This is a genomic window from Cecembia sp. (genome assembly GCF_007126775.1).
Taxonomy (GTDB): Bacteria; Bacteroidota; Bacteroidia; order Cytophagales; family Cyclobacteriaceae; genus Cecembia.
In genome coordinates this window covers 1-14,835 of the sequence record NZ_SLAP01000198.1, presented here as the reverse complement: position 1 = coordinate 14,835, position 14,835 = coordinate 1, and the positions used below count along the sequence as shown (strand labels likewise).

At 42.8% G+C, this 14,835-nt stretch carries 14 protein-coding genes and 1 pseudogene; 10 read left to right on the top strand and 5 right to left on the bottom strand.

Annotated features, from left to right (window positions below; genetic code table 11):
* Positions 1-312 precede the first annotated feature (312 nt).
* The 10 genes from QZT73_RS13305 (at position 313) to QZT73_RS13260 (ending at position 10,174) form a co-directional block, all read left to right on the top strand.
* Positions 313-687: a cyanoglobin gene (locus tag QZT73_RS13305; protein WP_291782498.1), complete on the top strand. Its 375-nt coding sequence runs from the start codon at positions 313-315 to the stop codon at positions 685-687.
* A 2-nt stretch (positions 688-689) separates the two neighbouring features.
* Positions 690-1,454 (top strand): 1-acyl-sn-glycerol-3-phosphate acyltransferase, encoded by a 765-nt coding sequence (locus tag QZT73_RS13300; RefSeq protein WP_291782500.1) that lies wholly within the window; start codon positions 690-692, stop codon positions 1,452-1,454.
* Entirely contained in the window at positions 1,451-1,738 is a 288-nt protein-coding gene (gene gatC / locus QZT73_RS13295; protein WP_291782501.1) for an Asp-tRNA(Asn)/Glu-tRNA(Gln) amidotransferase subunit GatC, read from the top strand. Before QZT73_RS13300 ends, gatC begins: the two co-directional genes overlap by 4 nt.
* Positions 1,738-4,545: a hypothetical protein gene (locus QZT73_RS13290; RefSeq protein ID WP_291788621.1), complete on the top strand. Its 2,808-nt coding sequence runs from the start codon at positions 1,738-1,740 to the stop codon at positions 4,543-4,545. The genes gatC and QZT73_RS13290 overlap by 1 nt, the downstream gene beginning before the upstream one ends.
* Before the next feature lie 78 nt (positions 4,546-4,623).
* A complete protein-coding gene (locus tag QZT73_RS13285; RefSeq protein ID WP_291782507.1) occupies positions 4,624-5,346 on the top strand; it encodes an ABC transporter ATP-binding protein in 723 nt (240 codons plus the stop codon).
* An 80-nt stretch (positions 5,347-5,426) separates the two neighbouring features.
* Positions 5,427-5,975: a cob(I)yrinic acid a,c-diamide adenosyltransferase gene (locus QZT73_RS13280; protein WP_291788619.1), complete on the top strand. Its 549-nt coding sequence runs from the start codon at positions 5,427-5,429 to the stop codon at positions 5,973-5,975.
* A gap of 4 nt (positions 5,976-5,979) precedes the next feature.
* On the top strand, positions 5,980-7,047 hold the full coding sequence (locus tag QZT73_RS13275) for a branched-chain amino acid aminotransferase (protein WP_291782513.1): 1,068 nt from the start codon (positions 5,980-5,982) through the stop codon (positions 7,045-7,047).
* Positions 7,048-7,227: 180 nt separating this feature from the next.
* On the top strand, positions 7,228-7,743 hold the full coding sequence (locus QZT73_RS13270) for a hypothetical protein (protein WP_291782516.1): 516 nt from the start codon (positions 7,228-7,230) through the stop codon (positions 7,741-7,743).
* Positions 7,744-7,805: 62 nt separating this feature from the next.
* Positions 7,806-8,907, top strand: a protein-coding gene (prfB, locus tag QZT73_RS13265; RefSeq protein ID WP_291782518.1) for a peptide chain release factor 2 whose coding sequence is annotated in 2 segments (ribosomal slippage) — positions 7,806-7,865 and positions 7,867-8,907 — 1,101 coding nt in all. Because the reading frame shifts where the segments join, the coding sequence is not laid out codon by codon here.
* A 67-nt stretch (positions 8,908-8,974) separates the two neighbouring features.
* Positions 8,975-10,174, top strand: coding sequence for an MFS transporter (locus QZT73_RS13260; RefSeq protein ID WP_291782520.1), 1,200 nt, complete (start codon positions 8,975-8,977; stop codon positions 10,172-10,174).
* Between the two features lie 173 nt (positions 10,175-10,347).
* Here QZT73_RS13260 and QZT73_RS13255 read toward each other — a convergent pair whose 3' ends face one another.
* The 5 genes and pseudogenes from QZT73_RS13255 to QZT73_RS13235 all read right to left on the bottom strand — a co-directional run.
* Complete coding sequence (locus QZT73_RS13255; RefSeq protein ID WP_291788617.1) at positions 10,348-11,709, bottom strand: M24 family metallopeptidase; 1,362 nt, start codon at positions 11,707-11,709, stop codon at positions 10,348-10,350.
* A gap of 64 nt (positions 11,710-11,773) precedes the next feature.
* Positions 11,774-13,138 (bottom strand): MATE family efflux transporter, encoded by a 1,365-nt coding sequence (locus tag QZT73_RS13250; protein WP_291788615.1) that lies wholly within the window; start codon positions 13,136-13,138, stop codon positions 11,774-11,776.
* Positions 13,139-13,148: 10 nt separating this feature from the next.
* Positions 13,149-13,691, bottom strand: coding sequence for an NUDIX hydrolase (locus QZT73_RS13245; RefSeq protein ID WP_291782526.1), 543 nt, complete (start codon positions 13,689-13,691; stop codon positions 13,149-13,151).
* A 54-nt stretch (positions 13,692-13,745) separates the two neighbouring features.
* Positions 13,746-14,228, bottom strand: a complete 483-nt coding sequence (locus QZT73_RS13240; RefSeq protein ID WP_291782541.1) for an Lrp/AsnC family transcriptional regulator — start codon at positions 14,226-14,228, stop codon at positions 13,746-13,748.
* A 209-nt stretch (positions 14,229-14,437) separates the two neighbouring features.
* Positions 14,438-14,835, bottom strand: a pseudogene (locus QZT73_RS13235) (tol-pal system protein YbgF); the annotation flags it as partial.

The window sequence follows — 14,835 nt, the reverse complement described above, 5'->3', positions numbered from 1 at the left end:
CTTGTAATGTTCAATTGTACCCATGAACTCCCGAACCCTGAACCCTGAACTCTGAACCTACTTTGTTCAAATGTTCACAGTTCATAGTTTTACGAATCTTGTAATGTTCACTTGTACCCATGAACTCCTGAACTCTGAACACTGAACACTGAACCATGAACTCCTGAACCTTGAACCATGAACCCTGAACCCTGAACCCTGAACATTGAACTCTGAACCCTGAACCCTGAACTCTGAACTCTGAACCCCTGAACTTCTGAACCATGAACTTCTGATGAGAAAAAAAATAATAAAAACTCTTATTTTCGGGGCATGAATTCAGGAGAAAGCATTTACAGCAGTTTGGGAGAAGAAAAAATCAAAACACTTGTCCGGCATTTTTACATTCATGTTTCTGAGGCACCGAAACTGCGCAAACTCTACCCAGAAAAAGATTTGGTGGCAGCAGAAGAAAGACTATTTTTGTTCCTGATCCATGTATTTGGTGGTCCCTCTACTTATCTGGAAAAAAGAGGACATCCCATGCTGCGGAGAAGGCATTTTCAGTGGGCCATAGATGAACACATGCGCAATACCTGGCTGGATTGTATGTTCAGGGCTATGGACAAAGTGGAAATAGAAACCGATATCAGGGAGGCTTTGATGAATTACTTTGTCAAAGTAGCCAATCACATGATCAACAGATAGGCATGCTTTTACTAAGGAGGATTTACTCAATCTATGCAGTACTGGTGTTTCTGATCACCTTTATCCTGTTTTTCCCAATCTTTTTGCTGGCGGCCTGGGTTCCCGGATGGAAAAGATACGGCCGACTGGTCAATCAATATTGGGCGAAAATTTATTTTGTCCTTATCGGACTGCCTGTAAAACTGGAAGGCAGGGAACATATCCAAAAGGCTCAGCCTTATGTTTTTGTTGCCAACCATTTTTCCTATTTGGACATTGCTTTCATGGGATTTATTCCCGGTGATGTGGTTTTTGTGGGTAAGAGTTCCATCGGCAAAGTCCCTCTTTTTGGGTACTATTTCAGGAAATTGCACATTGCAGTCAACAGGGCCTCCATCAAAAGTCGGGGAGAAGTGCTCATCCGTGCTAAAAAAGCCATCAGTGAAGGGAGCAGTATAGTTATTTTTCCAGAAGGGGGCATTACTACAGGAGACCCACCGCATGTCAACCGCTTCAAAGATGGGGCATTTTCTTTGGCCATTGACAAACAAATCCCCGTGATTCCTGTCACCTTATCATTTAATCATTTAATTTTGCCAGATGACGGGAAGATGCTTTTCAATTTTAAAAAAGGAAAAATTGTCATCCATCCCGCCATACCTACTTTAGGACTGAACTCCAAAGACCTTCCTGAACTGAGGGAAAGTTGTTATCGAATCATTCAGGACCAATTATGGGAGGACAATAGACTTCCCGAAAAGGAAAAAACAATTATCAGGAACACATGAAAGTAGATTTAAATACCGTAAAAAAAATTGCCCATCTTGCCAGGTTGGAATTTGATGAAGCAGGTGCCGAAAGGATGCAAAGAGATATGACGCAAATCCTTGATTGGGAAGAACAACTCAATGAAGTGGATACCGATGGGATAGAACCCCTTACCACCATGTCTTCAGAAGTTAATGTCCTGAGAGAAGATAAAGTAGGGGAACACCTTCCGCATGATAAAGGATTGCTCAATGCTCCCCAGAAGGATTCGGACTATTTCAGGGTACCCAAGGTTCTTGAATAATGGCCGGAAATCCGCGCACGAAATTTGAACAACTGTTCTTCAAGGGACTTCCATTTGCCATCAGTGTGATAGGGGCCTCGCTCTTATTGGCCAGCCATTATCTCTGGAAAGACATCGTCTTACCGGTCATACCCGGTATTTTTTCAGAAACTGTCAATGTTCCAGTCAATTTTTACAGTATAGGGGCCGAAGTCTTCTCTTTAGAGATGGACAATTTCCTCCTATTCCAAAACTTTCAATCCCTACCACCTGGCATGTTTCCTCAGGTGAGCCTCCTCTATGGTCTGTTGCTTTGGTTTCTCCTCCTCATGGGACTCACACTGATCAGCACCTTCAAACGGATGTATTTTATCATAGCTGCAGGCGGCTGTATTTTACTATTTACACTCAGTGGGGTCACTGGACTGCATATCGGTGGGCTCTACAGCAACAGTTCTCTGCTTATCTTATTGACTGGAACACTTTTACCAGTGGTGCTGCTCTCGTTTTTTGCTCCCAATTGGGGCTTAATACAAAGGACCGGGCTGATGCTGCTTTCCGGAACGCTGACATTGCTGATACTTTTACAGTTTTCCGATATCCCAAGCCCTGGATTATGGCTTGCCGAAAACCTGACACTTCCTGCCGCACTGATCGCTGTCCTTTTCTTTTTACATATTGGACATGCAGTAATATCAAGCATAACTGTTTTCCTGATCCGGCTGAATAAAGGGACAGGTATACAAATCATTTGGCAACTTTTGGTCATCTTTTTCCTTTATTTCCTCCTATTGATTTTTTCTTTGCTGTCAATCATGGGGGAAATCAACCTGCCCTTCCCTACCCTGCCCCCTTTCATCCTTTTCTTAATTGCGGGTGCAATGGGTTATGGGGTCATGAAATTAAAACAAGATCAGGTAGATCAATTCTATGAAATTCCTCTGGTTGGGCGCTCATTTTATTGGCTGGGTTTTGCCATTTCCGTATTAACCTGGGCAAAAGCAGATTTTTCGGGCAACCAACCTTTATTTGAGTTTTTCAACCACAGTTTTATATATGCTCAGATTGCATTGAGCCTCTTATTTTTTCTTTACCTGCTCGCCAATTTTTCCCAGGTCATCAATACCGGAAAAGAAATCGAAAAAATTCTTTTTAAACCACAGTTCTTCGCCTATTTCCATATGCGAATAGGCGCTACTATGGCTATGGTTATCCTGGTCATTTTTGGGGATGCAGTGGTCAGTATGCAACTCAATGCATTCAGCAGCCAGTTGACTGCCGACTATTATTACCAAAATCAAAAACCTCTGGAAGCAGCGATCTTGTATGAAAACAGTTGGATGGAATACCGAAAAAACCCCAAGGCCAAAATTGCTGCTGCTCACCTGAGATTTCAGCTGGGCAATTCCAATGAAGCCATGGATCACCTGGTCCAAAATTTTGACTTTGTCCCTTCGGTACAAAGCATTCTTTTACTAAGTGACCGGCTCCACAGACAGGACAAGGTATTCGAAGCCCTTTTTTACCTTGAAAAAGGGCTGGAAATCTTCCCCGGAGAACCAAGGCTTCAAAATAACATGGCACTGCTTTATTCTAAACTGAACAGGCCTGATGATGCCATGCAGGTTCTCCAAAATATGGAAAAAGAAAAAGGCATTGCCAAAGCCAATCTTTTGGGATTGATGGTCAAGCACCGCTATGGCATGCAGGATGGACTTGAGGTCAGAGAAGACCTTCCCTTCCGGATCAACTACCTTGCGCATGCTAACTTGCAGGGGAATTTTGCACCATTTACCCTGGAAACCCATCATTTGCCGGAAAATTTTAATTTACAAACAGCCGTCCTTAGGAACCAATGGAGCAATAAGGTCAGTAATGACATCGTATCTGACCTGGTCCAGATGGACAGTCTGATCGCTTTGGAACAAATGAGTTTTGAAGAGCGAAACTACCGGGAAACAAGAATCCTGCGGACTTTACAGGAAAACTTTTTGAACGAAACATTGAAATTTCTGAATGGAATGGTTCAATCCTACCCCAACTCTGCCGGATATTACCATATCCTTGCCGCTAAAATACTTGCTGGAAACTGGGACTTGGAAAAAGCAGCTGTAGATATCCTGATGGCGGAAGAAAAGGGATTTGAAAACTTTCAACCCTTGCATTTGGCCTTTCTTTATTTTGGAGGCCAACCGGTAGATGCCCTCCGCATCCATGTCCTAAAGTCAGTGGAATTCCCCCGTTGGATGGAATGGACTGAAAATGGCAGGCTACTGGAGAATGAACAGGTGAGGTTTTGGACTTGGACAGGTAAATTGCACCGCATGATGCCAGAAGAATTACTGGAGATTATGGGCCAGATAGATTCAGAAATCCTGCGATCAGAATGGGCAATGGGGCTGATGCGGCATAAATTACATCTGCTTTCGCAGGAAGACTTCAACCAGCTCAAAAACCTGTTTCTTGAAGCAGGCAACAGTACCTGGACAAGGGAGCATTTAGACAATTGGTACAACTTTATTCATGGGAAGGATGATAAGCTTTTGCCTGAAATCGATGAATTGCTTCAGGTTGAACTGGGACTTACCCGTAATGCTTACTGGACGCCATTGATCTGGCGTGCAGTAGCCGAAAAAACCGAGGTGATCGAAAAATATGAAATCCTGCAGGAGGCGATACAGTTTAATAAGGACCCATTCCTGTGGATACAATATGTAAATTACAGCAGACAGCTAGGTTTGGACAATTATGCCGCTGAGGCCTTATCTACAATGCGGGAATGGCTGAGTGCAGCCCAACTGGAAAGATTACAAATGAAAAACTTCTGAGTGATATTACCGTTTGTTCAATTAAGTTTTCCAGTCCTTTATTTTTCTATTAAATTGTGAGTCGTTAAACATTTCCAAATGAAAAAGATCATAGAAACCCAAGACATTCAAAAAACATACCGCATGGGTGCGGAAGAGGTAAAAGCTCTCAAGTCCGTATCCATATCGGTCAACAAGGGGGAATATGTAGCATTTATGGGGCCTTCCGGTTCGGGTAAATCCACCCTGATGAATATCATAGGCTGCCTGGATACACCGACTGCCGGCACATACATTCTCAATGATAAGGATGTAAGTGACATGACGGAAAATGAATTGGCCGAGATCAGAAATAAAGAAATTGGTTTTGTCTTTCAGACATTTAACTTGTTGCCCAGGGCTTCCTGTTTGGACAATGTGGCCCTGCCGCTTATTTATGCAGGTTTTGGAAAAGAAGATCGCCGTGAAAAAGCTTTTAAAGCTCTGGAAAACGTAGGGTTGGGAGACAGGGTGCATCATAAACCCAATGAACTTTCAGGTGGTCAGCGCCAACGGGTAGCCATTGCAAGGGCTTTGGTCAATGATCCGAGTATCATCTTGGCGGATGAGCCTACCGGTAATTTGGATTCAAAAACATCCTATGACATCATGGAACTTTTCCATGAACTCCACCAGAAAGGCAATACCATTATCATGGTGACCCACGAAGATGATATTGCCCACTATGCCCACCGCATTGTGCGACTTAGGGATGGACTGGTGGAATCCGATACCGTCAATCCCAATCCAACCCGTGGCAGGGAAGTGGCAGTATCTGAATAGATTTCTTTACGTTTTTGAAAATCAATCCTTACTTTTGTTCAGACAGGGGCTAGTTAGCTCCTGGTACCTATAGCATAAGCATGAAAATATATACCAAAACCGGAGATACTGGTAAAACATCCTTATTGGGAGGAAGAAGGGTTTCCAAATCAGATTTGAGGATAGATGCCTACGGCACTGTGGATGAACTGAACAGTTATATCGGATTATTGAGAGACCAGGCAGTCAATACAAAAAGGGGAGATTTATTGAAAGAAGTACAGGACCGCCTTTTTACCATAGGAGCTACTTTGGCCACTGAACCGGGCAAGGCAAATGTCAAAAAACCTGATCTTCATGATGAAGACCTGGAACTTTTGGAAAAGGAAATAGATAACATGGAAGCATTACTTCCGCAATTGCGTCATTTTATACTTCCAGGAGGTCATCAAGTGGTCTCATTTTGCCATATTGCCAGGACAGTCTGCAGAAGAACAGAAAGATGTGTAATAGACCTGATGGAGGTCGAACACGTTGATGAAATTATAGTTAAATATTTGAACAGGCTTTCCGATTACCTTTTTGTATTGGGCAGGTTGATTGCCCAAGAACTTGAAGTGGAAGAAGTCACATGGAAACCCAGAATGTAATTGCATGAAAACTATTTTAGAAATACCCATCCATAAAATCCAGAAGTCCAGATTGGCAGAAACAGATTTTGATAACCTGGTTTTCGGTAAGTCCATTTCCGACCATATGTTTATCGCAGATTATAAAAATGGTGAATGGACAGACCTGAGGATAGAACCCTACCGCCCTTTGGAACTTGCCCCTGCAAATGCCACCTTGCACTACGGACAGTCCATTTTTGAAGGCATGAAAGCTTATAAAAATGAAGCTGGGGAAATCCTTTTGTTCCGTGCCGATGCCAATCAAAAAAGGCTCAACGCCTCTGCAGTAAGGATGTGTATTCCTGAATTGCCAGAGGAAATTTTCATGGAGGGATTGAAAACCTTACTGGATCTTGACAGGGACTGGATCCCTAATAACCCGGGATATTCTCTTTACATCAGGCCTTTTATTTTCGCCACAGACGATTACCTGGGGGTAAGGCCTTCGGAAACTTATAAATTCATGATTTTCACCTGTCCTGTAGGGCATTATTATTCCAAGCCTGTCAATGTAAAAGTAGAGGAAAAATTCAGCAGAGCAGCTGAAGGCGGTACTGGATTTGCCAAAGCAGCAGGAAATTATGCAGGTTCCCTTTATCCCGCCCTCTTGGCCCAAAAGCAAGGCTATGATCAATTGCTTTGGACCGATGCTAAAACACATGAAAATATAGAGGAAAGCGGAACCATGAACGTCATGTTCATGATCAATGATACTTTGATCACTGCACCCACCAATACCGGTACCATCCTGAAAGGGATTACAAGGGATTCTGTACTGCATCTGGCAAAAGAAATGGGCTATGTCGTAGAGGAGCGGTTTTTGAAGGTAAATGAACTGGAAGCTGCCCTTCAAAACGGGACTTTACAAGAAGCTTTTGGTACCGGGACCGCGGCCACCATTGCCCATATTGCTAAAATAAACGTCAAAGGGGAAGATTATATACTTCCTGAAAAACCAGGTTATGCCCTTTCCCATCAGGTACTCAAAAAGCTCGATGATATCAAGTATGGCCGGGAGGCTGACAAAAGAGGCTGGATTACCAAGGTATAAGCCTGGGAATAAGTAATCTGGGTTTTCAGATCCATTTTAGGTATGCTGTCCCGCGCCAGCAAATGCGGGACTTGCCTATACCTTCTAAGATTCAACTCAAATTCAAGCAATCCAGCACGAATAACATTATCAATTTATTTTTTTCGTTTATTTTGTAAAACAGTAACAGGAGGCTTTCCGATGAAGTACAAAATAAGTTTTATTCCCCTTTTGGTTTTTATACTCATGTTATGCGTAGAAACAGCCTATGCCCAAAAATTTGTACTCCTTCAAAAGGGAGCCAACCAAAAAACAAGATTGAAATTTGAAGTGGGTGAAAATTTTACCTACAAATCCAGGGAAATGGATTTTTTTGTCACCGACAGGATTGTGGACATCACACCTGAAGTGATTGTACTTACAGAAAATGTACTTTCTCCCGGAAACATTACCGAAGTATTGATTGTAGATAAAGATCCACGGAACATGACCATTTCCAATCTGGGTTACCTGGGTATGGGTGCCGGAGTCCTGTTTCTTGTAGGAAGCACGGTAAACAGCCTTTATCAGGAAGGGAATTTCAGCGAAGTAAGAAATACCATAGGCTGGCCTATTGGTCTGTTTGCTACAGGATTTCTCATTTCTAAAATGAAATACAGAACCTTTAAACACAAGGGAAAAAACAAAATCCAGCTGGTAATTCTTTACGAGGATTGAAAAAGCTTTAGGTTTAAAGGATAATTTTAACGAATTTTGCAGCCTAAAAAAATAACACAATTATGACATCAGACCAGTTGAAAGACTTGAAAGCCCGCGTTTCGGCTTTGAGGAGGTATCTTTGACTACGATAAAAAGAAAGCTGAGATAGAAGATTTGGAGGCCGTATCTGCCCAGCCCGATTTTTGGAATAATCCTGAAGAGGCAGAAAAAAGTATGAAGCAAATCCAGGTCAGAAAAGGCTGGACCAGTGCTTATGAGAAGGTGGATACCCTCTTGCAGGACCTGGAGGTTTTGTATGATTTTTACAGTATGGAAGAAGTCTCTGAAGAGGAGATCAAATCCGAATACAAAAAAGCCCTGAAAGAAGTAGAAGAGTTGGAGCTCAAAAAAATGCTGAGCAATGAGGAAGACCAACTTTCTGCCATGTTGGAAATCAATCCAGGTGCAGGGGGAACAGAAAGCAATGATTGGGCCTCTATCCTGATGCGTATGTACATCATGTGGGGGGAGAAAAACGGTTATAAAGTAACCGAAGTAGATTTACAGGAAGGGGAAGTTGCAGGGATCAAATCCGTAACCTTACAAATTGATGGTCCCTTGGCCTATGGATTTTTGAAGTCCGAGACAGGTGTACACCGTCTGGTCAGGATTTCTCCTTTTGACTCCAATGGAAGAAGGCATACTTCATTTGCTTCTGTATATGTTTACCCTGTGGTAGACGATACCATAGAGATTGACATGAATCCAGCAGACATTGAACTCCATACATCCCGTTCGGGTGGTGCCGGAGGGCAGAATGTAAACAAGGTAGAAACCAAGGTGCAATTGACCCATAAACCTACTGGGATTGTGGTGGTCTGTCAGGTGGAAAGGTCGCAGCTTGCCAACAGAGAGCGTGCCATGCAAATGTTGAAATCCAGGTTGTACCAGATGGAAATGGAAAAAAGAAATGCAGAACGGGCCAAGATCGAATCCGGAAAGATGAGAATTGATTTTGGGTCACAGATCAGAAACTATGTACTGCATCCTTATAAATTGATAAAAGATGCCAGAACGGGATATGAAACTTCCGATGTGCAATCTGTTTTGGACGGTGGACTCAATGAGTTTATCAAGGCCTTCCTCTTGGCCCAAAGTGAGGAAGAAGCCCAGAAAAATTAATTTTTAAACCTTCCGGTAAATTTTTCCGGAAGGTTTTTTCTTTAACTAATTGCTACCTTCGATCTTCATGTCCAAAAATCTGATCCTTTTACCTTCTTTTTTTACTTGGAATTTCTTCACACTCTGTTTGAGTTCTTTTTTATTTTTCGCCAGTTTCAACATGATCATTCCTGAATTACCTGCCTACCTGACTTCGCTGGGAGGTGAGGATTACAAAGGATTGATTATCTCTCTTTTCACCCTTACCGCAGGATTATCAAGACCTTTCTCCGGGAAATTGGCCGATAAAGTCGGCAGGGTGCCTGTCATGGTTTTTGGTGCAGGCATTTGCTTTGTGGTCAGTTTGCTTTATCCCGTCATCAGCTCGGTAGCCGGTTTCTTGTTTTTGCGTTTTGTACACGGTTTTTCCACAGGCTTCACTCCTACCGGAGTTTCGGCTTATGTGGCGGATATCGTTCCTTTCAACAAGCGCGGGGAAGCTATGGGGCTACAGTCTCTTTTCGGTTCATTGGGCATGGCAGCCGGCCCTGCTTTTGGAGGATATATAGGAAAAATCTGGGGAATAGAACCCCTTTTCTATGCCTCTGCATTCACTGCCATCCTCTCTATATTGGTCATTATCCGATTGAAAGAGACGGTTGAAAATGGTGAAAAACTAAACAGGAAACATTTCCGGTTACACCGCCATGAAATCATAGAAAAAAGGGTGTTAAAACCTTCCTTGGTATTACTTTTAACAGTGTTTTCCTTTGGAACTGTGTTAACCATTATCCCGGATTACTCTGAATATCTGGGAATTGAAAACAAGGGGCTCTTTTTTGCTGTTTTTACCCTCTCCTCCTTGGGTATACGCATTATAGCTGGAAGAACTTCTGATAAATATGGCCGGATTCCTGTCATGAAGGTTGCTACATTGTCCATGGCTTTGGCCATGCTGATTATCGCCTTTGCGCAAACCAAAGCCATGCTGCTCTTTGGGGGTGTAATTTTCGGTTGCTCGGTAGGGATGAATTCACCCACCATCTCTGCATGGACCATCGACTTATCTTTGGATGCTTTCCGCGGAAGGGCATTGGCCACCATGTATATTGCACTTGAAGCAGGAATCGGTATTGGTGCGCTGGTCTCAGGCTGGGTATTTGCCAATAAGGTGGAAAACTTCCCTTTTGTATTCTCGATCGGAGCCGTAACCTCGACCTTGGCTTTCTTCTACCTATTTACCATTCCAAAAGAACAAAAGTTTTTGGTGCCGGAGGATGGGCTTTAAGCTAAGGGAAAGTTTGATTTCGCAACTTTGTGCCTTTGTGGCATCTTGATCAGATTAGGCCACAAAGACATAAAGTCACAAAGCGATCAACTGGAAATTGCATACTTTCTTTTTACAATCTTTTCAGAGACGCTACATATTACAGGCTCAACTGATCCTGTACATATCATTTTTTACCAATTCAGCAGGTGGGGCTGTGGCCTTGGGATAGGCATGATCTCCTTCTGCCTTCCATTCAGGTAAACTACTTTTTCCCCATCAAATAAGGCACCTTCTTCCAACATCACCCTGAAGTCTTTGTTCCATTCTTTCAGGAATACCACTGCATTCAGCTCAATGGCATAAACCGTATTGGGGTACAAAGGGTAATCCCCGGCTCCCGGCGTATCGCCCTGATTGTCCCACATGCCGATTGTTGGTCCAGAAGCATGTCCATGCATCCCAAGAGGATGAGAATAAATGCTGCCTCTGATCCCCTCTTTTTCCATCTGTTTGCGGGTTTCTCTCAGGATTTCATTGCCCGTTCTTCCTGTAATAAAATTGGAAGTAAGGATATCCTGCAGCCTATTACCGACTTTAAATGCATCTTTAAGGTACTGCGGAACTTCATTTTCTCCGGTTTTTAGCACATAGGCAAGTTGTTGGGTATCGGTATTCAACCGTAAATAAGTGATACCAAAATCAATATGGAGCATATCTCCTGGCATGATGACATCAGCATCTGCCTTCACTGCAAAGGAGCGCTCCCCCTCTTTATTCGATGGGTCTGCACGCTGAATGTCTACCGATGGATGAAACCAGGTATCCAGTTTGAGCTCTTTGATCCTTTCCCTGTACCACCATTGTACATCCTCAGTGGTCGTTACACCCGGTGTAATGACCTTTTCAGACAAGCCTTCTGCAATGATATCATTGGCAATGGCCTGAATATGTCGGTAGGTGGCCAATTCAGAAGCTGAACGTGTTTCCAACCAGCCAACTGCCAAATCATTGGCTGAGACTACCCGGCCATGAAGATTTTGAGGCAAATATTCCATCAATGTCTTGTACTCGGTGAGATTGATCCCATCTGCATGTCCATAAATTTTTGACATGTTGATTCCTATTTTTTGTGGATTTCGCTCCACAATCAATTCTGTCAATCTTTTCCATTGATCCGGTTCGCTTTCGGGTTCCCAAGCTTTCTTGAAAGCCTTTCCCACATCGTAGCGTGCCACAGCCAAGGTTTCGACCTCATTTGAGCCTGGTGCCTTGTACATCAACAACATCGTACGTCTTCTCGCAGCATGCCATGTGCCTGGAAGGAATGTCCTGATGACTGGATCCTCGTTGTATTCCCTGGAGATAAGCAGCCACATATCTATCCCTGCCCTATCCATCAGAGAAGGTAAAAGTGTTTCTATTCTTTCATCCAGCCATTGATCGACAACTGCTGCCTGTTCTCTTTGCGAAAGCACGTGAAATTTTTGTGCCATGGATTCCTGGCAAGCCAACAGCCATACCAAACTGACTGCGATTAGGTTTTTTATTTTCATAGGATTTTAGATAATGTAACTTCCTGAGAAAAATAAAAAAGAATAGGGACAATAAAAAGGAAAACTACAGGGTCGAAACCTGAGGCTTGTATTTACGTAGCAATTTGGCGCTCAGTGAATGGAAACGGTAAAGCAATAGGACACCCGTAATTGTCAATCCAATCAAAAGCCCATACCATATCCCCACTTCTTGCATGCCCATTACAAAGGCAAAAACATAACCCAAGGGCAAACCAATTACCCAATAGGCTACAAGGGTGACCAAAGTGGGAATCCTTACATCCGCCATGCCTCTTAGGGCACCCAAACCTACTACCTGAATACCGTCTGATAATTGGAACAGTGCAGCAATGACAAGCAGGGAAGCGCTCATCTTTATGACTTCAATATCATCAATATAGAGTGAAGGCAGGTATTCGCGAAATAGAACAAAAATCACAGCCGTGATACTCATAAACATGGCCACCATAACAAAACTGGTAAATCCTGCCTCCCTCAAAGTGGGGATATCTTTTCTTCCAAGTTGATTGCCCACACGGACCATTGCTGCCGTGGAAAGCCCAGAGGCCATCATATAACTGACAGAGGCCAGGTTGATGGCAATTTGATGAGCGGCCAGGGCGGTAACCCCAATCCACCCCATCATAATGGCCGCCGAACTGAAAGCACCCACTTCAAAAATGAATTGGAAACCTGTAGGAACCCCGATTTTCAACATTTTACTTACCATGGGAAAACTGAGCTTTTTTACTTTAAAACTCAGGTTGAATATCCCATACCTCTTGGACTTCATGATATAATACCCAATGATCAGGGCCATCAGCACCCTGGAAATCAATGTCGCCCAGCCTGCACCATTAAGCCCCATAGCAGGAATTCCCAGGTTACCATAAATGAAAACCCAGTTCAAAAATACATTGACCGCATTGCATACCAAGGTGATATACATCGCTTGTTTTGTCTGAGAAAGCCCTTCTGCAAACTGCTTAAAAGTCTGAAAAACCATAAATGGCAGTAAGGAAAAAGTAATAATCGCCAGGTACGGGATGGCCAAAATAACCACCTCCTCGGGTTGGTTGAGGTGGTAGAGCAAGGGAGACCCCAGCACGATCAGCAAAAATAACATGGTGCCCACTATCCAGTTGATGGTAAACCCATGGTTAAAGAGTCGGGAAATCCTTTTGGGATTGTGTTTACCGTCCGCCATGGCAACCAAGGGTGTAATGGCCATGGACACACCTATGCCAAACATCAGGACAACAAAGAAAATGCTGTTGGCCAATGATGCGGCTGCCAGGGGTTCCGCTCCCAATCGGCCTACCATCATGCTATCCGCCACACCGACCAATACCTGGCCCAACTGGCTCAACATCACAGGAAATGCCAGAGAAAATGTCTTGGAGAAATTCCCTTTAAAATTACTGATCATGCTACCTTTATCAAAGACCTCTTAAGCGTGCCAATTTTAGCAATCCGGCTATGCTGATGCCATCTGTAATTTCACCCTTCATCACTTTTTGGATTGCTTCCTGCAAAGGTAATTTGATTACTTTTAAATCCTCGGTTTCTTCGAAGTCAGTTTCACCAAGAGTCAATTCTTCTGCCAAAAAAACAAAGCCTTCTTCGTCTGTTACCGAATTAGAAGTATGGATCCGCATGAATTCTGTCCATTTTCCTGCTGAAAGTCCTGTTTCCTCTTTGAGTTCTCTTTTGGCTGATTCCAGGATATCCAGGCCTATTGGTCCCCCTCCCATGGGAATCTCCCAGGAATATTCATCCAATGGAAACCTGTATTGTCCAACCAGCCAAGTGTTCCCATCTTGGTCCACAGGGATGATGCCCAAGGCTTTATTCTTAAAGGATACTATTCCATAGATCCCATCATTCCCAGCCGGGTTGATCACCTGATGCTCTTCAATAATCATCCAGGGATTTTCGTAAACGGTGTTTTTAGATTTTTTAATCCAGGGATTTTTTTCCATAACGTAAAAAAAAAGGGTGACCGAAAGCCACCCTTTTAAATGATTTTTTAACTATTATTCAGGGATAGGCAAAACTTTACTATCCTTAAAGGTAGAAAGAATTACCATAGACTGCATAGAATCAACCTCTCTGATTTCGCTTACTTTCTCAAGCATCAATCTTTGGTAGGCCGTGATATCCTTGGCGATTATCTTGAGAATAAAATCTCCTGTACCTGTAATGTGATGACATTCTATGACTTCCGGTATACCGTTGATCTCTTTCATGAAAGCATCAATATTACCTTTATTGTGTCCAATAAGGCTCACAAGAACAAAAGTACTTACTCCTAAGCCGATTCTTTCTGCATCCAGTTTGGCATGATAACTTTTAATAATTCCGGACTGCTCTAATTTCTTAACCCGCTCTAATGTTGGCGCAGGTGACAATCCAATATCCTTGGAAAGCTGTGCGTTGGTGATCTTGGCATTGGCCTGAAGAATCTCCAGGATCTTGCGATCTATTTTGTCAAACTTTACTTTTATACTATTATCCATCATTTGAGAATTTTCAAAATATTATGCGGTACAAAGGTAATATATTTTGTAATTATTTTAAAGCAATTCAAAGTAAAAAACAAGGTAACTTGCGAAATAATCTTACACTATTACCCATTTTTTGAAATATTTCCTTGCAAATCAAGCCTTTCTTATGATTATTATATAATTATCTGCTGATTTTTATATGTTGATACGTAAAAACCAAATTAAAGTTTATTCTTTTTAATATATTCTCTGGCTTCCTTATGTGCCGGGTGTTTTCGCTTGGCGTATTTCTTTACTTTTTTGAAATATTCCTTGGACTGGGCCTTGTTGTTTTCTTCATTTGCCATCTTGCCCAAGGCAATTAAGGAAAAAAGATAGTAACCGCTTTCCTGACTTTCCGACTCTTCTCCATAAGACAAAGTCTGCTGGTAGTACTTCTTGGCACTTGATCGGTCATTGATCCTATCATAGTATTGGGCCAGATAAAATGCCGCGTAGCGACCACTATTGGCTTCGTAACCGGTCCAGTTTTCTTCTATTCTCCTGAGAATTTCCTCCGATTGCTCTTTGGACTCCATCATGCGTCCCACGGTGTAAAGGTGCCTGGCATAAGAGCGAT